The sequence below is a fragment of the Rhizobium sp. OAE497 genome, assembly GCF_040546565.1.
Taxonomy (GTDB): Bacteria; Pseudomonadota; Alphaproteobacteria; order Rhizobiales; family Rhizobiaceae; genus Rhizobium.
Map to the genome: position 1 here is coordinate 2,204,683 of NZ_JBEPOA010000001.1, position 18,182 is coordinate 2,222,864.

General features: G+C 62.9%; 20 protein-coding genes. 12 read left to right on the forward strand and 8 right to left on the reverse strand.

Features of this window, described 5'->3' with window-relative positions:
• The first annotated feature begins 19 nt into the window (after positions 1-19).
• Complete coding sequence (locus ABIE40_RS11355) at positions 20-607, forward strand: class I SAM-dependent methyltransferase (protein ID WP_199629123.1); 588 nt, start codon at positions 20-22, stop codon at positions 605-607.
• A gap of 52 nt (positions 608-659) precedes the next feature.
• Here the strand turns inward: ABIE40_RS11355 and ilvC are convergent, their stop codons facing one another.
• The 3 genes from ilvC to ABIE40_RS11370 all read right to left on the reverse strand — a co-directional run bounded on the left by ilvC (position 660) and on the right by ABIE40_RS11370 (position 3,400).
• Complete coding sequence (ilvC, locus tag ABIE40_RS11360) at positions 660-1,679, reverse strand: ketol-acid reductoisomerase (RefSeq protein WP_112387060.1); 1,020 nt, start codon at positions 1,677-1,679, stop codon at positions 660-662.
• A 50-nt stretch (positions 1,680-1,729) separates the two neighbouring features.
• Positions 1,730-2,380 (reverse strand): TetR/AcrR family transcriptional regulator, encoded by a 651-nt coding sequence (locus ABIE40_RS11365; protein ID WP_112715303.1) that lies wholly within the window; start codon positions 2,378-2,380, stop codon positions 1,730-1,732.
• A gap of 111 nt (positions 2,381-2,491) precedes the next feature.
• A complete protein-coding gene (locus tag ABIE40_RS11370) occupies positions 2,492-3,400 on the reverse strand; it encodes an AraC family transcriptional regulator (protein WP_130278063.1) in 909 nt (302 codons plus the stop codon).
• Between the two features lie 189 nt (positions 3,401-3,589).
• Between ABIE40_RS11370 and ABIE40_RS11375 the strand changes: the two genes are divergently transcribed.
• Complete coding sequence (locus tag ABIE40_RS11375; protein WP_199629124.1) at positions 3,590-4,636, forward strand: NAD(P)-dependent alcohol dehydrogenase; 1,047 nt, start codon at positions 3,590-3,592, stop codon at positions 4,634-4,636.
• A gap of 243 nt (positions 4,637-4,879) precedes the next feature.
• Here ABIE40_RS11375 and ABIE40_RS11380 read toward each other — a convergent pair whose 3' ends face one another.
• Positions 4,880-6,145 carry an NAD(P)/FAD-dependent oxidoreductase gene (locus tag ABIE40_RS11380; RefSeq protein ID WP_199629125.1) on the reverse strand — a complete coding sequence of 422 codons (1,266 nt, stop codon included), beginning with the start codon at positions 6,143-6,145 and terminating at the stop codon, positions 4,880-4,882.
• Between the two features lie 89 nt (positions 6,146-6,234).
• Positions 6,235-6,699, reverse strand: a complete 465-nt coding sequence (locus ABIE40_RS11385) for an Lrp/AsnC family transcriptional regulator (protein ID WP_199629126.1) — start codon at positions 6,697-6,699, stop codon at positions 6,235-6,237.
• Between the two features lie 156 nt (positions 6,700-6,855).
• On the opposite strand from ABIE40_RS11385, the gene ABIE40_RS11390 reads away from it, so the two are divergent.
• The 4 genes from ABIE40_RS11390 to ABIE40_RS11405 all read left to right on the forward strand — a co-directional run bounded on the left by ABIE40_RS11390 (position 6,856) and on the right by ABIE40_RS11405 (position 10,535).
• Positions 6,856-7,569, forward strand: a complete 714-nt coding sequence (locus ABIE40_RS11390; RefSeq protein WP_199629127.1) for an aspartate/glutamate racemase family protein — start codon at positions 6,856-6,858, stop codon at positions 7,567-7,569.
• A gap of 60 nt (positions 7,570-7,629) precedes the next feature.
• The gene (locus ABIE40_RS11395) at positions 7,630-8,547 is read left to right on the forward strand and encodes a bifunctional helix-turn-helix transcriptional regulator/GNAT family N-acetyltransferase (RefSeq protein WP_199629128.1); all 918 of its coding nucleotides are present in this window, start codon (positions 7,630-7,632) and stop codon (positions 8,545-8,547) included.
• An 84-nt stretch (positions 8,548-8,631) separates the two neighbouring features.
• On the forward strand, positions 8,632-9,249 hold the full coding sequence (locus ABIE40_RS11400) for a TetR/AcrR family transcriptional regulator (protein WP_199629129.1): 618 nt from the start codon (positions 8,632-8,634) through the stop codon (positions 9,247-9,249).
• 77 nt (positions 9,250-9,326) lie between these two features.
• The gene (locus tag ABIE40_RS11405) at positions 9,327-10,535 is read left to right on the forward strand and encodes an MFS transporter (RefSeq protein ID WP_199629130.1); all 1,209 of its coding nucleotides are present in this window, start codon (positions 9,327-9,329) and stop codon (positions 10,533-10,535) included.
• An 8-nt stretch (positions 10,536-10,543) separates the two neighbouring features.
• Here ABIE40_RS11405 and ABIE40_RS11410 read toward each other — a convergent pair whose 3' ends face one another.
• Positions 10,544-10,963: a winged helix-turn-helix transcriptional regulator gene (locus tag ABIE40_RS11410; RefSeq protein WP_112715317.1), complete on the reverse strand. Its 420-nt coding sequence runs from the start codon at positions 10,961-10,963 to the stop codon at positions 10,544-10,546.
• 110 nt (positions 10,964-11,073) lie between these two features.
• Between ABIE40_RS11410 and ABIE40_RS11415 the strand changes: the two genes are divergently transcribed.
• A complete protein-coding gene (locus ABIE40_RS11415) occupies positions 11,074-11,958 on the forward strand; it encodes an SDR family oxidoreductase (protein ID WP_199629131.1) in 885 nt (294 codons plus the stop codon).
• 62 nt (positions 11,959-12,020) lie between these two features.
• Here ABIE40_RS11415 and ABIE40_RS11420 read toward each other — a convergent pair whose 3' ends face one another.
• Complete coding sequence (locus ABIE40_RS11420) at positions 12,021-12,773, reverse strand: pyridoxine 5'-phosphate synthase (RefSeq protein ID WP_199629132.1); 753 nt, start codon at positions 12,771-12,773, stop codon at positions 12,021-12,023.
• Positions 12,774-13,204: 431 nt separating this feature from the next.
• Here ABIE40_RS11420 and ABIE40_RS11425 point away from each other — a divergent pair, with 431 nt between their 5' ends.
• Positions 13,205-13,897 (forward strand): MerR family transcriptional regulator, encoded by a 693-nt coding sequence (locus ABIE40_RS11425; protein ID WP_112715323.1) that lies wholly within the window; start codon positions 13,205-13,207, stop codon positions 13,895-13,897.
• A 42-nt stretch (positions 13,898-13,939) separates the two neighbouring features.
• Here the strand turns inward: ABIE40_RS11425 and ABIE40_RS11430 are convergent, their stop codons facing one another.
• Positions 13,940-15,067, reverse strand: a complete 1,128-nt coding sequence (locus ABIE40_RS11430; protein ID WP_130278053.1) for an ATP-dependent DNA helicase — start codon at positions 15,065-15,067, stop codon at positions 13,940-13,942.
• A gap of 173 nt (positions 15,068-15,240) precedes the next feature.
• Between ABIE40_RS11430 and ABIE40_RS11435 the strand changes: the two genes are divergently transcribed.
• The 4 genes from ABIE40_RS11435 (at position 15,241) to ABIE40_RS11450 (ending at position 18,181) form a co-directional block, all read left to right on the forward strand.
• Positions 15,241-15,792, forward strand: coding sequence for a DUF922 domain-containing Zn-dependent protease (locus ABIE40_RS11435; protein WP_199629264.1), 552 nt, complete (start codon positions 15,241-15,243; stop codon positions 15,790-15,792).
• Positions 15,793-15,809: 17 nt separating this feature from the next.
• Complete coding sequence (locus ABIE40_RS11440; protein ID WP_199629133.1) at positions 15,810-17,012, forward strand: YcaO-like family protein; 1,203 nt, start codon at positions 15,810-15,812, stop codon at positions 17,010-17,012.
• Positions 17,009-17,719: a TfuA-like protein gene (locus ABIE40_RS11445; protein WP_199629134.1), complete on the forward strand. Its 711-nt coding sequence runs from the start codon at positions 17,009-17,011 to the stop codon at positions 17,717-17,719. The genes ABIE40_RS11440 and ABIE40_RS11445 overlap by 4 nt, the downstream gene beginning before the upstream one ends.
• Before the next feature lie 81 nt (positions 17,720-17,800).
• Positions 17,801-18,181, forward strand: a complete 381-nt coding sequence (locus ABIE40_RS11450; RefSeq protein WP_112715329.1) for a COG4315 family predicted lipoprotein — start codon at positions 17,801-17,803, stop codon at positions 18,179-18,181.
• The last annotated feature ends 1 nt before the right edge of the window (position 18,182 follow it).

Consider the following 18,182-nt stretch of genomic DNA (forward strand, 5'->3'; position numbering starts at 1 on the left):
ATTGGAGAGGTTCCCCAGCATGTCTAACGACGAAACCTCAGCCTTCTACGACGGTAATGCCGAAATCTACGCCTCCCGCGAGCGCCGTCTGCCAACAAGGCGCCTCGACGCCTTCCTCGCCGCACTCCCGGCAGGCGCAAAAATCCTCGAACTCGGCTGCGGCGGCGGGCAGGACAGCGCCTATATGCTGGGCAAGGGTTTCGACGTGACGCCGACGGATGGATCGGCAGAGCTCGCCAGGCAGGCGGAGAAACTGATCGGCCGGCCGGTGACCGTCATGCGCTTTCAGGATCTGCAGGCCACCGGCGAATTCGACGGCGTCTGGGCGGAAGCAAGCCTGCTGCACGTTCCCCGCGCCGAACTGCCAGACGTCTTCTCCCGCATCCACAGCGCGCTGAAACCGGGCGCTCCCCTGCATGCCAGCTTCAAGGCCGGCGAAGCCGAGGGACATGACGGCTTCGGCCGCTATTACAACTACCCCTCGCCCGATTGGCTCTCGCAGTGCCTGACCGCAGGCGGCTGGCGCGACATCGCACTATCGGAAGCCGATGGCGGCGGCTACGACGGCAAGCCGACCCGCTGGCTCTTCCTCACCGTCCGGAAATGAAAAAGGCCGGAGCTTTCGCCCCGGCCTCTCGCAATATCAGTCGCAGAAGCGATTAGTTGACCGACTTGTCGACCAGCTTGTTCTTGCCGATCCACGGCATCATGCCGCGAAGCTTGGCGCCGACTTCTTCGATCTGGTGGCTGTCGTTCATGCGGCGGATGCCCTTGAAGCGCGAGCCGCCGGCACGGTATTCCTGCATCCAGTCGGACGTGAACTTGCCGGTCTGGATGTCGTGCAGGACGCGCTTCATTTCAGCCTTGGTTTCAGCCGTGATGATGCGCGGGCCGGTGACGTATTCGCCCCACTCAGCCGTGTTCGAGATCGAGTAGTTCATGTTGGCGATACCGCCTTCATAGATCAGGTCGACGATCAGCTTCACTTCGTGCAGGCACTCGAAATAGGCCATCTCCGGAGCGTAGCCGGCTTCGGTCAGGGTTTCGAAACCAGCGCGGATGAGCTCGACGAGACCGCCGCAGAGAACGACCTGTTCGCCGAAGAGGTCGGTTTCGCACTCTTCGCGGAAGTTGGTTTCGATGATGCCCGAACGGCCGCCGCCGACGCCGCAGGCGTAGGAGAGAGCGAGTTCAAGAGCGTTGCCCGAAGCGTTCTGGTGAACGGCAACGAGGCAGGGAACGCCGCCGCCCTTCTGGTATTCGCCGCGAACCGTGTGGCCCGGGCCCTTCGGCGCGATCATGACGATATCGACGGAAGCCTTCGGCTCGATGAGGCCGAAGTGGATGTTGAGGCCGTGTGCGAAAGCGATCGCAGCGCCGTCACGGATGTTGGCGGCGATGTCGGCCTTGTAGATGTCGGCCTGCAGTTCGTCCGGGGTGGCCATCATCATCAGATCGGCCCAGCCGGCAGCTTCGGCAACGGTCATGACCTTGAAGCCGTCGGCTTCGGCCTTCTTGATCGTCGGCGAACCGGCCTTGAGGCCGATGACGACGTTCTGTGCACCGCTGTCCTTCAGGTTCAGCGCGTGGGCGCGGCCCTGTGAACCGTAGCCGATGATGGCGACCTTCTTGGACTTGATCAGGTTGAGATCGGCATCACGATCGTAATAGACGCGCATTGTAGAGTTCCTTCCCTTTTGCTTGTCGCATCGTTTGATAGACGCGGAGATCAGGCGAGTGCCGGCATCTCCGCAAGAACCTTCTCCGTGCCGTAAAGGCGCAGGAAAGCGGTGACCGCCTTCTCCGCCTGACGGCCCGTATCCTTGAGGCCCGGTTCGCCGAGCAGCATGCGCACATGCAGGTCGGAGACAACAAGGCCATAAAGCGTGTGATATGCCTCGTCGGCATCATGAAAGCGTAATAGCCCTGCCCGCTTGCCGGCATCGATCAGCGCCATGGCGCGGCGGTCGATCTGGCGGCGGCCACGTTCGAGCAGCAGCTTGCCGAGCTTGGAGCCATCGCGATGGGACTGGCCGATCGCCAGGCGGTTCAGCGCCAGCGACACGTCGCCGGCCAGGACTTCCAGCAGATCGCGGGCAAAGATGACGACGTGGTCGTGCAGGCTGGCCGAGGTCAGGCGCTCGCCGTTGCGCTCGAAGGTGCGCACCTTGCTGGCCTGATAGGCGATCATCGCCGACAGCAGGCCGTCGCGATCGCCAAACCATTTGTAGAGGCTTTCCTTAGAGCAATTGGCGGCGCGCGCCACGCCCGAGGTGGTAAGCGCTTTTTCTCCGCCATCGACGAGAAGCTGCAACGCCTGCTCCAGAACGGCGTTCTGACGCGGCGAAAATTCGCTGGGCTCCAAGGTTTCGGCAGACACGATAAGCACTCCCCAATACGTACCGTACGGTACGGTTCGCGGCGTGTTATGAACGAGGCGCTTTTCGCCGTCAAGCGAAATTCGTTGCTGCGGCGCATCAAAAGAAAAGCGCTACTCGGCGGCCATCTGCCCGCGCATCGCCTCGATGTCCTTCAGCGGCGGCAGACCGTAGAGACGGCTATATTCGCGGCTGAATTGAGACGGGCTCTGATAGCCGACGCGATATCCCGCCGTCGCGACATCGACATGCTCGGTCAGCAGCAGCCGGCGCGCCTCATGCAGGCGCAACTGCTTCTGATATTGCATCGGCGTCATCGCCGTGACCGCCTTGAAATGGTGATGCAGCGAGGACGCGCTCATGCTGACATGGTCGGCCAGGTCCTCGATGCGCAGCGGCTGGACGAAATTGGTGCGCAGCCAGGCGACGGCGCGGGCAACCTTGTGGCTCTGGCTTTCGGCAAGCGTCATGTCGAGCAGCCGCGGACCATCGGGGCCGCTCAGCAGCCGGTAGGATATCTCCTGCTCGATCAGCGGCGCCATCGCCGGAATGTCCTGCGGATTATCGAGCAAGCGCAGCAGCCGGGCCGAGGCATCGAGCAGCTCCGGCGGCGCCGTCTTGACCACCAGACCGCGGGCATCGTCAGGCGATGGCGGCACGCGCTGGATCCTGGTCTTCGACAGGAGATCGCTGAGCTTTTCGCTGTCGATGAACAGCGTGAAGCAGAGATAGGGAATATCGGCGGTCGCCTGCGTCACATGCGAGGCGACCGGCAGGTCGAGCGAGGTCAGCACATATTGCCCGGCGCCGTAGACATGCACGTCGGAGCCGACCATCAGCCGCTTGCTCCCCTGCAGCACCAGCGAGAATCCCGGCTTGTAGGCCATGTGCTGCAGCCGCGTCGGACAGCTGCCCTTGAACACATGCAGATTCTCGATCGCCGTCTCGGAATCCCCGTCTTTCCTGGCGTAACGGGCAATGATCGATGTCATTTCATCGAAGGGGCCAACATGTAACGTCATAACATTACCATTTGTTTTCTTGATGTTACGCCACAGGCGCTTGGCCAGATCATGGAGCGGATGGCGTTTCGGCGCAAGGAGATTTGCAGGATCGTACAAGAAGCTTGCAGGATCGCTATACCGCTTGTGACGAGAGCCGGGGCATAGTCCGCCATCCCTTCCACCCTCCTGAAAAGAAGGAACTACCCCATGCCAATCGCAAGAGGCTATGCCGCTACCGACGCATCCAAGCCGTTGACGCCGTTCACCTTCGAACGCCGTGAACCGAATGCCGACGACGTCGTCATCGACATCAAATATGCCGGCATCTGCCATTCGGACATCCATACCGTCCGCAACGAGTGGAAGAACGCCGTCTACCCGATCGTGCCCGGCCACGAAATCGCCGGCATCGTCACCGCCGTCGGCGCCAGCGTCACCAAGTTCAAGGTCGGTGACCACGTCGGCGTCGGCTGCTTTGTCGACAGCTGCGTCGGCTGCGCCAGCCGCGATGTCGACAACGAGCAGTATATGCCCGGCCTCGTCGGCACCTACAACAGCGTCGAAGCCGACGGCAAGACGGCGACCCAGGGCGGCTATTCCGACTCGATCGTCGTCAAGGAAGGCTATGTCCTGTCGATCCCGGAAAACCTGCCGCTCGACGCCTCCGCGCCGCTGCTCTGCGCCGGTATCACCCTCTACTCGCCGCTAAAGCACTGGAATGCCGGCCCCGGCAAGAAGGTCGCGATCGTCGGCATGGGCGGTCTCGGCCATATGGGCGTGAAGATCGGCGCCGCCATGGGCGCTGACATCACCGTCCTCTCGCAGTCGCTGTCGAAGAAGGAAGACGGCCTGAAGCTCGGCGCCAAGGAATACTACGCGACGAACGATGCCGAGACCTTCACCAAGCTCGCCGGCACCTTCGACCTGATCATCTGCACGGTCAGCGCCGAAATCGACTGGAACGCCTATCTCGGCCTGCTCAAGGTCAACGGCTCGATGGTCGTCGTCGGCGCTCCCGAGAACCCGATCCCGGTTCACGCCTTCTCGCTGATCCCCGGCCGCAAGAGCATCTCCGGCTCGATGATCGGTTCGATCAAGGAAACCCAGGAAATGCTGGATTTCTGCGGCGAGCACAACATCGTCTCCGAGATCGAGAAGATCAACATCCAGCAGGTCAACGAAGCCTACGAACGCGTCCTCAAGAGCGACGTTCGCTACCGCTTCGTCATCGACATCGCCTCGCTAGCGGCCTGATGCATTGAATAAGGGTGGGGCGGCACCAGTCGCCGCCCCACCAAGTCCGTGCGCCACCAACCCGTCGCGCCCGGAGCCCCCCTCACCCTACCCTCTCCCCGCCGGGGAGAGGGGAAGTCGGTGCAAGAGGCAATCTCGCGTTCCCTTCTCCCCGGCGGGGAGAAGGTGCCCGAAGGTTTCAGGTGCAACTAGTTGCACCGGGGATGAGGGGGCCACGTGCACAACCTCGCCCTCAAAAAGCCCCTAACTCTCCTCCCGCATTGTCTCCTTCTGCGTGATCAGCCGCGCGCTGTGCTGGCCGCTCAGATAGATCCACAGCCAGCTCCAGGCGACGGCGAAGCGTGAGCGGGTGCCGATCAGGAAATAGATGTGGGCGATGCCCCAGACCCACCAGGCGAGCCAGCCCTTCAGCTTGATCCTGCCGAAATCCATGATCGCCGCACTCTGGCCGATCGTCGCAAGGCTGCCCTGATGCCGGTAGCGGAAGGCCGCAGGCGCCTGCCTCCCGGCGATCCTGGCGCGAATGACCTTCGCCACATAGGAACCCTGCTGCTTGGCCGCAGGCGCGATGCCGGGAACCGGTTTTCCATCCGCCTGGATCACCTGCGCGGTATCGCCGATGACGAAGACGTCAGGCAGCCCCGGCGCCGTCAAATCCTTCTCGACCACCGCGCGCCCTGCCCGGTCGGCAGCAACGCCCAACCACTTGGCCGCAGCGGACGCCTCAACGCCCGCAGCCCAGACGATCGTCCGGCTCGCGATGAACTTCTCGCCGATCGACACGCCTTCGGCGCTGCAATTGGTCACCGGGTCGCGCAGATGCACCTCGACGCCGAGTTTTTCGAGCTCGCGCTGCGCATAGGCCGAGAGCTCCTCGGCAAAGGCGGGCAAGACGCGCGGCCCGGCCTCGATCAGCACGACGCGGGTCTTGCGCGTATCGATATTGCGGAATTCGCCCGGCAGCGTCTTGTGCGCCAGCTCGGCGATGATGCCGGCAAGCTCGACGCCTGTCGGTCCGGCACCGACGATCGCAAAGGTCAGCAGCGCCTCGCGGATGGCGGGATCGGTCTCGGTCTCGGCGCGCTCGAAGGCCAGCAGCAGGCGCCGGCGGATTGTCGTCGCATCCTCGAGCGTCTTCAGGCCCGGCGCCACCGGCTCCCATTCGTCGCGACCGAAATAGGCATGGGTCGCCCCGGTCGCCAGCACCAGCGTATCGTAAGGCAAGGTCATTCCGTTGCGCAAGCTGACGGTCTTGGCCGCGCTGTCGACGCCGGTGACTTCGCCGAGCAGCGTCGTCACGTCGGAACGGTTGCCATAGAGATGACGGATCGGCCAAGCGATCTCGGAGGTCGACAGGATGGTCGTGGCGACCTGATAGAGCAAAGGCTGGAAAAGATGATGGTTGCGCCGGTCGACGAGCGTGATTGCCGCGCCGGCACCCTTGAGATCATTGACGAGCTGCAGCCCGCCGAAACCGCCGCCGACAACGACGACGCGATGTTCGCTCATGACAACCCCCTTTAGCGTCATTCAGCCGACGCTAATGTCGTCACTTCCAGGGCAGTTTCAATGAACGTTTGCGAATAGCTCCCCTGCAGCTATCCGGCATATCCGACAGGGATCGCCGTGCCACTCTTCAGGATTTCCATCGAGATCGAGGCGGAGACATCGAAGAGCTCGATCTTGCGGACGATCTGCTTGTAGATCACGTCGTAATGCTCTACCCGCGGCAGCACGATCTTCAGAATATAGTCGTGATTACCCGTCAAACGGTGTGCCTCGACGATCTCCGGCACGCTGCTGATCGCTTTGCGAAAGCTCTCGATCCATTCGTCGGAATGATGCGCGGTCTTGATCAGTGCGAAAACGGTGGTCGGAACGCCCATTTTCTCCCGGTCAAGAACGACGATACGCCGCGCAACGTAGCCGCTCTCCTCCAGCCTCTGGATGCGCCGCGAACAGGCGGAGACCGAGAGCGAAACCCGCTCGGCAAGCTCGCTCACGGATATCCCGGCATCCGCCTGCAGCAGGTCGAGAATCCTGCGGTCGCGATCATCAAGCATTGCCTCGCCTCCATCGTGCGCTCAATTTTTGCACGATCATTCATTTTATCGCAAAATGGAAGCGCCATGTCGCATTGCCGGTGAAACAATGCAAACATTCGGCGCGCGGTGTGCGGCATGATTTGCACATCGAATACATGACATGGGAGAACGGAAATGCGCACAATCGGCCTGATCGGCGGCATGAGCTTCGAGAGCTCGGCAGTCTATTACCGGATGATCAACGAGATGGTGCGCGAGCGCTGCGGCGGCCTGTCCTCGGCCGAACTGCTGATGCATTCCGTCAACTTCGAAGACATCGTCGCCATGCAGAAGGCCGGTGACTGGGATGGCGCCGCCCGCCGCCTCGGCGACGTGGCCCTCAAGCTTCAGATCGCCGGCGCCGAGTGCATCCTCATCTGCACCAACACCATGCATCTGATTGCCGACAGGGTCGCAGCCCGCATCTCCGTGCCGCTGATCCACATCATCGACGAAACGGCAGCCTCGCTGAAGGCGGCGGGCCGCAAGCGCCCGCTGCTGCTCGCCACGCGCTACACGATGGAGCATGGCTTCTATGCCGATCGCATGAAGAACCTCGGCGTCGAGATCGTCGTTCCCGAAGCCGAAGACCGGACCGTCGTTCACGACATCATCTTCAACGAGCTCTGCGCCGGCAAGGTGCTGGACAGCTCGCGCCAGAAGCTGATGCAGATCATCGAGCGCGAGAAGGCCAAGGGCGCCGACAGCATCATCCTAGGCTGCACGGAGATCTGCCTGATCCTCGACCCCGACAATCTGCCCCTGCCCGGCTTTGACACCACGGCGATCCACGCCCAGGCCGCCGTTGGCTTTTCCATAGGCAACGAGCGCAAGCAGAAAGCCGCCTGAGCATTTAGTTGACTCAGTCAAATAAATAATGGACAAAATCTTCGACAGGAGATTTTGTCCATGACCGATTCCGCCCTCATCGAAGCCGCCCGCGACTTCAACCGCTTCTACACCAACTTCCTCGGCGTCCTGAACAAGGCCTATCTCGATACGCCCTTCACGCTGACCGATGCGCGGGTCCTCTTCGAGATCGGCTCGCACAAGGGCATCAGCGCCACCACGCTCGCCACCGACCTGCAGCTCGACCCCGCCTATCTCAGCCGCATCCTCAAGCGCTTCCGTGCAGAAGACCTGATCGAGACCAAAGCCGACGAAAGCGACCGGCGTAGCCAGATCATCCACGTCACCGACAAGGGACAGCTGCAGTTCCAGGAGTTCGGCCGCCGCTCCAACGCCCAGCTTGCGGAACGTTTCGAGACACTGGCAGATGGCGAGCCGCAGAGCGTCGTTGGCGCCATGCAGACGATCCGCTCGCTGCTCGACCCCAAGGCCAAGTCTCCCGCTCCGATCATCCGCGCTCACCGCCCCGGCGATATCGGCTGGATCGTCCAGAGCCAGGCCAAGGCCTATACCGAGGAATATGGCTGGGACATGCGCTTCGAAGGCCTCGTCGCCGAAGTCGCCGGCAAGTTCCTGGCGCATTTCGATCCAGCCATGGAATATTGCTGGATCGCCGAGCGCAACGGCATCAACATCGGCTCGATCCTGATCACCAATGGCGGCGATGGCATCGCCAAGCTGCGGCTGCTCTATGTCGACAAGGCGGCCCGCGGCCTCGGGCTCGGCAAGACGCTGGTCAACGAATGCATCCGCTTCGCCAAGGCAAAGGGTTACCGGCAGATTTCGCTCTGGACCAACGACGTCCTCCACCCGGCTCGCGCCATCTATGTGAAGGCCGGATTCAGGCTTGTCTCCGAAGAGAGACACCGCATGTTCGGCCCGGAGGAGAACGGCCAGACCTGGGCCCTCGACCTCTAGCGCCAACCGATTGGTCCTCTGACGCTTGTGCATCGCAAAAATTTCACTTGATTTGGAAACGATCATTTCCTAATTGAGTGAACCATGACGACGCTCGCCCCCGAAGACGTAAGCCGCAGCCGCGGCCGCCCGCGCGAATTCGATATGGATGCCGCCCTCGACAAGGCGCTTCTGGTGTTTTCCGAACGCGGCTACCACGCCACCTCGATCAGCGAACTGACCGAGGCCATGGGGCTCACCTCCGGCAGCGTCTACAAGGCCTTCAAGGACAAGCGCGGCGTCTTTCTCGCCGCCTTCGACCGCTACCGCGCCATCCGCCGCGGCAAGATCAGCGAAAGCATGATCGGCGCCGAAACCGGCCGCGACAAGCTCAGGGCCCTGCTCGGCCTCTACGCCGTCTCCTCGCATGGCGAATCCGGCCGCCGCGGCTGTCTCGTCGTCGGCAGCGCCAATGAAATCTCGACCTTCGACGCCGAGGCCGCCAAGCGCATCGAGGATGCCTATACGTCGAACGAGGAGTTCATCCTCGATCTCATCATTATCGGTCAGGCCGACGGCTCCATCTCGCCGTCCGTCGATCCGGCCGCAGCGGCGATCAGCCTCCTCTGCGTGATGAACGGCATGCGCATCGTCGGCAAGACCGGCAGCACGGCGGCCGAAATGAATGCCGTGGCCGAAACCGCGATGAAATTACTGACCTGATTCCACCCGCCCGAAACGGGTGGCCTGAACCGACTTTTTATACCGATCCTCCCCCAGATCCGCATATTGGAGTTCTTATGAGCATTTCCTCGGCAACGGACGAGACGGCCGCCTCCCCGGCAATCTCGTCGCTGATGACATTTCTGTTCGCAGCCACTTGCGGCCTCGTCGCCGCCAACCTCTATTACGGCCAGCCGCTGGCCGGCCCGATCAGCGCCGATCTCGGCTTCACCCCGGCCGCCACGGGCCTGATCGTCACGCTCACCCAGATCGGCTACGGCCTCGGCCTGCTGCTGCTCGTTCCGCTTGGCGACCTCCTGGAAAACCGCCGCCTCGTGCTTGTGCTGATCGCCGCCTCCGCCGTCGCCCTCGTCGGCGCCTCGTTCGCCTCCACGCCCTCGCTCTTCCTGCTCGCCTCTCTCTGTATCGGCCTTTCCTCGGTCGCCGTTCAGGTCGTCGTGCCCTTCGCCGCCCATATGGCGCCGGATGAAAGCCGCGGCCGCGTCGTCGGCAATGTCATGAGCGGCCTGCTCTGCGGCATCATGTTGGCGCGGCCCTTCGCCAGCTTTGTCGCCGAGGCCTCGTCCTGGCACATGGTCTATTACGTCACCGCCGTCATCATGGTGCTGCTCGTCCTGCTGCTGCGCGCCACACTGCCGGTTCGCAAGCCGCATACGAAGCTCAGCTACGGCGCACTGCTCGCCTCGATGGGCCACCTGGCGCTGACCTCGCGGGTCCTGCAACGCCGCGCACTCTACCAGGCCGGCATGTTCGGCGCCTTCAGCCTGTTCTGGACGACGACACCGCTGCTGCTCGCTAGCCCCGCCTTCGGCTTTACGCAGAACGGCATTGCCGTCTTCGCGCTTGCCGGTGCCGCCGGTGCGATCGCCTCGCCGATTGCCGGCCGCCTCGCTGACCGCGGCATGACCAAGGCCGCCTCGACGCTCGCCATGCTGCTCGGCATGGGCTCGTTCCTGGTCAGCCATTTCGCAACGGATGGTTCGACGGTGGCGATCGGCCTGCTGACGGCTTCCGCAATCCTGCTTGATTTCGGTGTCACCACCAATCTCGTCTGCAGCCAGCGTGCGATCTATGCGATCAGCGCCGAGCACCGCAGCCGCCTCAACGGCCTGTTCATGGCAACCTTCTTTGCAGGGGGTGCCATCGGCTCGGCCCTCGGCGGCTGGGCCTATGCAACGGGCGGCTGGACGATGACGGCCTGGATCGGCTTCTGCTTCCCGGCTTTCGCCTTCCTGCTCTTCCTCACCGAGGGACGCGGCAAGTAAGCCGCGTCTCAGCCTTCCGCGGCATCGAAGCGGAGACGGGCGGCACGAACCGCATCATGGTTCGCTTCCGCCCAGTTCAACAGCGGCGCCATCGTCGCATAGAGCGAACGCCCGAGATCGGTGATGCGATATTCGACGCTCGGCGGCTTGGTCGGAAAAACCTCGCGCTCGATATAGCCGTCCCGCTGCAGGTCGCGCAGCGTCTGCGTCAGCATGCGCTGCGAGATATCCGGGATCTTCCGCCGCAGCTCGCCGAAGCGATAGGGCCGCGCCGACAAGGCCTCGATCATCAGCGTCGACCACTTCCCGCCGATCTGCTGCATCATGTCCCGGACCGGACAGTTATCGAAATTCAGCTCGCCGAAATCGATCTCGCGGCGAATGCCGGATGCCGCTTTGCTTTTCAGGTTGACGACCGCGCCGCTCATGGGGTGGTTCCCTTTTGGTAACGTATGGCGCCAAAACTGCCTTCTTTACAGAACGCGGTCAATTCCTATTTTAGAGCTACTCTCTTTTTGAGACCACCAAGAGGAAGACCATGAGCGATACCATTCTCGTCACCGGCGCAGCCGGCCAGCTCGGCCAGCGCGTTGTCCACCACCTGCTCGAAACCTACAAGGTTCCGGCCAGCAAGATCATCGCCGCAACCCGCGATCCGTCGAAGCTCGCTGATCTCGCCACCAAGGGCGTCGCCACCCGCAAGGCCGATTTCGATGATGCCGCCGGCCTCGTCTCCGCCTTCGAGGGCGCCGGTACCGTTCTCATCATCAGCACCGATGCGCTCGCCGTTCCCGGCCAGCGCCTGAAGCAGCACACCGCTGCCGTCAACGCCGCTGCAAAGGCCGGCGTCAAGCATGTCGCCTATACGTCGATGCCCTCGCCCGACAAATCGCTGGTCACCTTCGCGCCCGACCATCTCGGCACCGAGAATGCCATCAAGGCAAGCGGCGTGCCCTACACGATCCTGCGTGACGCCTGGTACTTCGACAATTTCATGATGTCGCTGCCGCATAATCTCGAAGGCGGCAAGTGGTACACGGCGACCAAGGGCGGCAAGGTGCCCTACATCACCCGCGAAGACTGCGCCCTCGCCATCGCCGCCGCCCTCGTCGGCAAGCCCGAGAACAAGACCTACACGCTGACGGGATCGACGTCCTATTCGATCACCGATGTCGCCTCTGCCGTCACCGCCATCACCGGCCGCCCGCTCGAAGTGATCGACGTCACCGACGAGCAGCTTTCCGGCGGCCTGACCGGCGCCGGCCTGCCGTCCTTCGTCGTCGACATGCTGGTATCGGCCGACGCCAATATCCGCGCCGGCAATTTCGACAGCCTCAGCGGCGACTTCACGACGCTGACCGGCAAGGAGCCGCAGACGCTCCGCAAGTTCATCGAAGACCGCAAGGCAGCGCTCACCGCCTAATTGCAGGTGAAAAGAGTGCTGAAGGAGAGCCCGCCGCGCACCACCGCGGCGGGCTTTTCACATCAGACCTTCTGGCCGCAGGCGCGGCAGAAGCGGCGGACGGTTTCCGCCATGCCATATTCCAGCGCGTCGGCCGTCAGGCCGTGGCCGATCGAAACTTCGGCGAGCTTCGGAATGCGCTTCACCAGCGGCGGCAGATTGGCGACCGTCAGGTCGTGGCCGGCATTAACGCCGAGACCGATCGCCAGCGCCGCATCCGCCGTCTTTCCCAGCCCTTCGAGGATCGGTCCGATCCGCTCCGGCGCATCGTAGCAGCCGCCGTATGGGCCGGTGTAAAGCTCGATGCGATCGGCGCCGACCGCCTTGGCGATCTTCACCGCCTCGACATCGCCGTCGCCATCGGCAAACAGCGAAACGCGCGTGCCCATCTTCTTCAGCTTGGCAATGACGTCCGTGAGCAGGGCCTCGTCCTTGCGGAAATTCCAGCCATGGTCGGATGTCGCCTGCGTTGGATCATCGGGAACCAGCGTCACCTGCTCCGGCGCCGCGCTGCGGCAGAGCTCCAGGAAATCTTCGGTCGGATAGCCCTCGATATTGAACTCGGCTTCCGGAAACTCGTCGTCGATCAGGTTGCGGATCACCGGCAGGTCGGAAAAGCGGATATGCCGCTGGTCCGGGCGCGGATGCACAGTCAGCCCGCTCGCTCCCGCCTTCAGCGCGATCCGCCCCAGCGCTTCGACGCTCGGCCACGGCAGGTCGCGGCGATTGCGCAGCATGGCGATGGCGTTGAGGTTCACGGAAAGCGTTGTCGGCATGGCGATGATCCATTCGGTGTCGGGGCGTGCTCCGCTTTTATGCCAATGGCGCCCTCAAGGCCAACGAGATTCGCAGATGGCCGCATGCAAATCTGTGATGCTTCACGCTGCGTGATGTCATCCGTACCGCTTTGAGTATTTCCCGTTCAGCTGGAAGAAATCTTTTCGCTCCCGCAAACGGCATCCGGCTATCTTTTCTCGGCATTCCGGGCATTCCGGCCCTCATTGCTATCCTATTTAAAAACGATTATTTTTAGCACTTACAAAAAAGACCGTTCACGCATAACGTGAAGAATATGGTTCGAGTTTAGTACGCCGCGTACTGCTTCCTTACCCAACGACAAGAACGCCTCGAGGAAAACCCCACTCCACAGCGCCGTCGAAGCAACTGGCAACCGCATGAGGTGCAACAGTATGCCCTAGGAGGGTTCATGCCAGACGGTTCCAAACGCATGTTTGCTGCCGCCGGCAACGCTTCGGAGGCCCGGTCCAAATACCGGTTCCTGCCTTCTGCCGCGCTGCCGCCGGATCTCCCTGATGGACCGGTGCCCATCGCCGACATGGCGAATGCATTCGGTGTCACCCACAGGACCTTACATTTCTACGAGGAAAAGGGCCTGCTCTCGGCCAACCGCATCGGCCTGATGCGCGTCTACGGCCAGGACGACGTGATGCGCATGGCCGTCATCAACGTCTGCCGCGAAACCGGCATGCCGATCGCCGTCATCCAGGATCTGATGGACGAGCTGCGCCGCGCCCGCTCGCAGGACGAGGCCGAAGCGATGTTCCGAGAGGCGCTCGGCGTCCGTAAGCGAGAGCTGACGGCCGAAATGTCCACCCTGCACCGCCAGCTCCAGCAGGTTGGGGACCTGCTCGATCTCGACGCCCAGGGCGACATGCCGCCGCTGAACGACAACGACGATCCGGCCGGTCTCTCGGACAAGGAACGCCGCTGCCTGTCGCTGATGGCCGAGGGTTATTCGACGCAACGCATCGCCAGGGCATTGGATCTGACCCACGACGAGGCAAAGGCGCTCGAATCCGCGATCATCCTGAAGTTCAGGGCAAACAACCGCTTCCAGGCGATCGCCAAGGCCGTCCTGCTCGGCATCGTCCAGGTTTGACGGAGACATCCCAACAGGAACGGCGCCGCCACGCCTGTCCAACTACCGCACGATCGTCAGCGTCTCCGCCGCGCGGGTAATCGCCGTGTAGAGCCAGCGCTCGCGCGTATCGCGAAAAGCCCAGCTTTCGTCGAACAGCACGACATTGTTCCACTGCGAACCCTGCGCCTTGTGGACGGTCAGCGCATAGCCGTAATCGAACTCGTCATAGCGCTTGCGGGTATTCCAGGGGATTTCGCCCTCGACATCCTCGAAGGCCTGCTTCAACAGCTTGATCTTCGCCGCCCCGCGATCCATGTCGTCGTCTTCGGGGCGGATCAGCAGGTTGATACCGGGCTTCGTCGTCTCCTTCGACGACGTCATCACCTGCCAGAGCGAGCCGTTGAGCAGCCCCTTGGCCGGGTCGTTGCGCAGGCAGACGAGCTTGTCGCCGGTCTGCGGATAATCGGCGGAAAAGCCCTTCAGCTCGCGCAGCCGCTGGTTATAGCGCCGCCGCGTCCGGTTGGTGCCGACAAGCACCTGGTCGGCATCCATGACCAGCGCCTGATTGACCTCGTTCTTCGAGATCACCTGCGCGGCGCCATAGTCGCCATACATTATCTCGTTGCCCTCGCGCACCTGCATGGCGAGCTTGATGATCGGATTGTCGCGGGCCTGGCGGTGAATATCCGTCAGCAGGTAATCGGGATCCTGATTGGTGAAATAACCGCCACCCGAAACCGGCGGCAACTGGCCGGGATCGCCGAGCACGAGGATCGGCGTGCCGAAGCTCATCAGATCCCTGCCGAGCGCTTCGTCCACCATCGAGCATTCGTCGACGATGATCAGCGCCGCCTTGGCGACCGGGCTCTGCCGGTTGATGGTGAACATCGGCGCGATCGAGGTCTTGCCGGTTTCCTCGTCCTCGACGGCTTCCTCGCCGCGCGGCCGGTAGATCAGCGAATGGATGGTCTTCGCATTGGACGCGCCGCGCGAGCGCAGAACCTGCGCCGCCTTGCCGGTGAAGGCCGCAAACAGCACGTCGCCATCGACATTCTCGGCAAAATGGCGCGCAAGCGTAGTCTTGCCCGTTCCGGCATAGCCGAAAAGGCGGAAGAGCGGTGACCTGCCCTCCTTCAGCCATTTCGAAACGGCCTTCAGGGCTTCATCCTGTTGCGGAGCAAATTGCATGATGAGCGACTTGGCAGGATTCGCGAGCCGGACGCAAGGCGAAAACGCCTCTCAGTTGCGCAACGCCGAGATTGAAAGGTGCCGCCCTCGCCCTTAGTCTTGCAGAGCTCGCATCGAAGGGGAATCGCGTGAAGAATATTGCAGGCCTTGCTCTGATCACGGCATCGCTCGCGATGCCCGCCGCCGCCCACGCGGACTGGCAGCCCGTCGAGCAGATCAAGACCTATGCGATATCGGGCCGGACAGGTGCCGAGCTCTACCAGTCGATCGGCGAGCGCGGCCCCGCCGCCGGCAACGGCCGGGTGATCGCGCACACCACTTTCAAGCTGACCTGGACGCGCAAATACGAGGTGCAGCCGGACAATGCCTGCAAGATCACGGTGGCACGCCCCAAGCTGATCATCATCTACACGCTGCCGAAGCCCTCGGGCGACCTGCCGCTCGCCGTCAAGGCCAGCTGGCAGAGCTTCCTTGCAGGCGTCGAGATGCACGAGCACTGGCACGGCGAGACGATCAAGGAAATGGTCAGAGAGATCGAGGCCTTCAGCTTCGGCCTGACGGCAGCCGATGATCCGCAATGCAAGAAGATCCGCGTCACCCTGCAGCAGCGCCTCGGCGAGCTCTCCGGCCACCAGCGCCAGCAGGGCAGGGATTTCGACAAGGTGGAGATGGGCGACGGCGGCAACGTCCAGACATTGATCCTGAAGCTGGTCAACGGCCCCTGATATCAGAAGGAAGGGATGTGACGGAGGCAGAGCGTCAGAATTCCGGCATCTATTCGGACCGCGCCTGCGCGCCGGAGGAAACGCTCGCCCGCATCGCTCCACTGCTCCTCCGCTACGGTATCACCCGCCTCGCCCGCGTCACCGGCCTCGATTGTATCGGCATCCCCGTCTGGAACGCCATCGTTCCAAACGCCCGCTCGATCGTCATCAACCAGGGCAAGGGTCTCACCGATACGGACGCAAAAGTGTCCGCCGCCATGGAGGCACTGGAGCGCGCGATAGCGGGCGAGCCGCATCTGACGGGCAGGCTCTCGAGCGGTACCGAACTCTCCGCATCGGGCGCCCGCTGGCATCCGCTGAACGAACTCATCGCAGCCGGCCACAACGACATCGAAGCCTGTAAGCGACTGGAATGGGTCGCCGGCACGAGCCTTGAGGACGGCGCCACCATCTACGTCCCCAGGGACGCGATCCCGCTCGACCGCACCCGGCACGACTGCCGCTTCTGGCAATCCTCCGACGGTCTCGCATCCGGCAACACCGTCGAGGAAGCCAGGCTCCACGCTCTCCTCGAACGCATCGAACGCGACGCCTACGCCCTGTGGCAGATGACGCCAGCGAGCCAGGTCGAAGCGCTGGCACCTGAAACGTTCGGTGATCCGGCGATCGACAGCCTCTGCCAGCGCATCACTACGGTCGGTCTTTCGCTCCGCCTCTTCGACGTCACCAGCGATATCGGCATCCCCTGCATCGCTGCCCTGCTCGGCCCCGGCAATGTCACCGAGGCAAGACATGTCCGCTTCGTCGATGTCACCCACGGATGCGGCTGCCACCCCAATCCCGCCCGCTCCGCCATCCGCGCCATCACCGAAGCCGCACAATCACGCCTGACCTTCATCAGCGGCGCCCGGGACGACATCCTGCCAGAGGTTTTTGCACGGCCGCTGCCTGAAGCGACACGAGCCCTGTTCGCCGCCCACGTTCGAGACGTGGGGATCGCAAACAACGACCTCCCGTTGGGCGCCTGCGCGCTCCTCGCCCTGACCCTCGAAAAACTGAGTGCCACAGGCCTCGGTCCCGCCATCGCCATCGAGCTCCAGGAGCCCGGCCTGCCGGTCGCCGTCTCGAAAGTCTTCGTCCCCGCGCTCGAAAATCCCGAGGGCAATCGCAAGCACCGCTTTGGCCCGCGCGCCATCTCGCGATCGATGGAGTTCCTATGAAGACCGTCTTCGTCGGCCCGACGTTCCCGGATGCCGGAAAGCTTGCAGGCGGCGAGATCGATGTCCGCCCTCCTGCATCGCAGGGAGACGTCTTCCGCGCGGTGACAGACGGCGCGACCGTCATCGGCATCATCGACGGCTATTTCGAATATGCCGCCCCCATCTGGCACAAGGAAATCCTCTTCGCCCTGTCACAGGGCATCCGCGTCTTCGGCGCCGCCAGCATGGGCGCGCTCCGCGCCGCCGAATGCGCCGCCTATGGCATGACCGGCATCGGCCGTATCTATGAGATGTATGCCAGCGGCGCGCTCGAAGACGACAGCGCCGTCGCCCAGCTGCATGCGCCGGGCGAGCTCGGCTACCGCTCGCTCAGCGAACCGCTCGTCAACGTCGTATCTACGCTTGGTGACATGCTGGCCCGCGGGTTGATCGGCCATGAGGAACAGCGGATCCTCGATGAAAACGCCCGGGCGATCTTCTTCAAGCAACGAACCTGGAAATCCATTCTGGCGGCAGCACAGATCGAGGCTACGCGCGCCGAAGAGCTGGCGCGATTGATCGCCGCCAATGCCGTCGATCAGAAGCGCCGCGATGCCGAGGAACTGCTCGCGGCAGTCATCGCCGCGCGCGATGCATACTCCACCCCGCCAGAACACTGGCGCTTCAACAGAACCACGCTCTGGGACGCCCTCGAAAGAAATGCGTGACAGCGCGGAATAAAATCGCCGCCCCGCGTGTCTCATGTCCGGCAAAGCAAGAAAGCCTGCCGAACGTGAGGAGAGACCCACATGAAGATCGTAACTTTCGCAACCGCATTTGCCGTTGCCGCAGCCGCTGCCACCGCCGCCTTCGCAGCCGCGCCCGTCCAGACCGTCGAATCCGCCAAGGGCAAGGTGCTCGCCGGCGAAAACGGCATGACGCTCTACACCTTCAAGAAGGACGCCAAGGACACGTCCAACTGCAATGGCGATTGCGCCAAGAACTGGCCGCCGCTTGCTGCCGCTGGCGATGCCAAGGCGGATGGGGCATATTCGGTCATCGATCGCAAGGACGGGACGAAACAGTGGGCCAAGGACGGCATGCCGCTCTACTTCTGGGTCAAGGACAAGAAGAAGGGCGATATCACCGGCGATGGCGTCGGCGGCAACTGGGATCTTGCCAAGCCCTGAG

Coding starts and splice junctions, on each gene's coding strand:
- ABIE40_RS11355 (WP_199629123.1), top strand. CDS start 20: ATGTCTAACGACGAAACCTCAGCCTTCTACGACGGTAATGCCGAAATC.
- ilvC (WP_112387060.1), bottom strand. CDS start 1,679: ATGCGCGTCTATTACGATCGTGATGCCGATCTCAACCTGATCAAGTCC.
- ABIE40_RS11370 (WP_130278063.1), bottom strand. CDS start 3,400: ATGACGTTACATGTTGGCCCCTTCGATGAAATGACATCGATCATTGCC.
- ABIE40_RS11375 (WP_199629124.1), top strand. CDS start 3,590: ATGCCAATCGCAAGAGGCTATGCCGCTACCGACGCATCCAAGCCGTTG.
- ABIE40_RS11380 (WP_199629125.1), bottom strand. CDS start 6,145: ATGAGCGAACATCGCGTCGTCGTTGTCGGCGGCGGTTTCGGCGGGCTG.
- ABIE40_RS11385 (WP_199629126.1), bottom strand. CDS start 6,699: ATGCTTGATGATCGCGACCGCAGGATTCTCGACCTGCTGCAGGCGGAT.
- ABIE40_RS11390 (WP_199629127.1), top strand. CDS start 6,856: ATGCGCACAATCGGCCTGATCGGCGGCATGAGCTTCGAGAGCTCGGCA.
- ABIE40_RS11395 (WP_199629128.1), top strand. CDS start 7,630: ATGACCGATTCCGCCCTCATCGAAGCCGCCCGCGACTTCAACCGCTTC.
- ABIE40_RS11400 (WP_199629129.1), top strand. CDS start 8,632: ATGACGACGCTCGCCCCCGAAGACGTAAGCCGCAGCCGCGGCCGCCCG.
- ABIE40_RS11405 (WP_199629130.1), top strand. CDS start 9,327: ATGAGCATTTCCTCGGCAACGGACGAGACGGCCGCCTCCCCGGCAATC.
- ABIE40_RS11410 (WP_112715317.1), bottom strand. CDS start 10,963: ATGAGCGGCGCGGTCGTCAACCTGAAAAGCAAAGCGGCATCCGGCATT.
- ABIE40_RS11415 (WP_199629131.1), top strand. CDS start 11,074: ATGAGCGATACCATTCTCGTCACCGGCGCAGCCGGCCAGCTCGGCCAG.
- ABIE40_RS11420 (WP_199629132.1), bottom strand. CDS start 12,773: ATGCCGACAACGCTTTCCGTGAACCTCAACGCCATCGCCATGCTGCGC.
- ABIE40_RS11425 (WP_112715323.1), top strand. CDS start 13,205: ATGCCAGACGGTTCCAAACGCATGTTTGCTGCCGCCGGCAACGCTTCG.
- ABIE40_RS11430 (WP_130278053.1), bottom strand. CDS start 15,067: ATGCAATTTGCTCCGCAACAGGATGAAGCCCTGAAGGCCGTTTCGAAA.
- ABIE40_RS11435 (WP_199629264.1), top strand. CDS start 15,241: ATGCCCGCCGCCGCCCACGCGGACTGGCAGCCCGTCGAGCAGATCAAG.
- ABIE40_RS11445 (WP_199629134.1), top strand. CDS start 17,009: ATGAAGACCGTCTTCGTCGGCCCGACGTTCCCGGATGCCGGAAAGCTT.
- ABIE40_RS11450 (WP_112715329.1), top strand. CDS start 17,801: ATGAAGATCGTAACTTTCGCAACCGCATTTGCCGTTGCCGCAGCCGCT.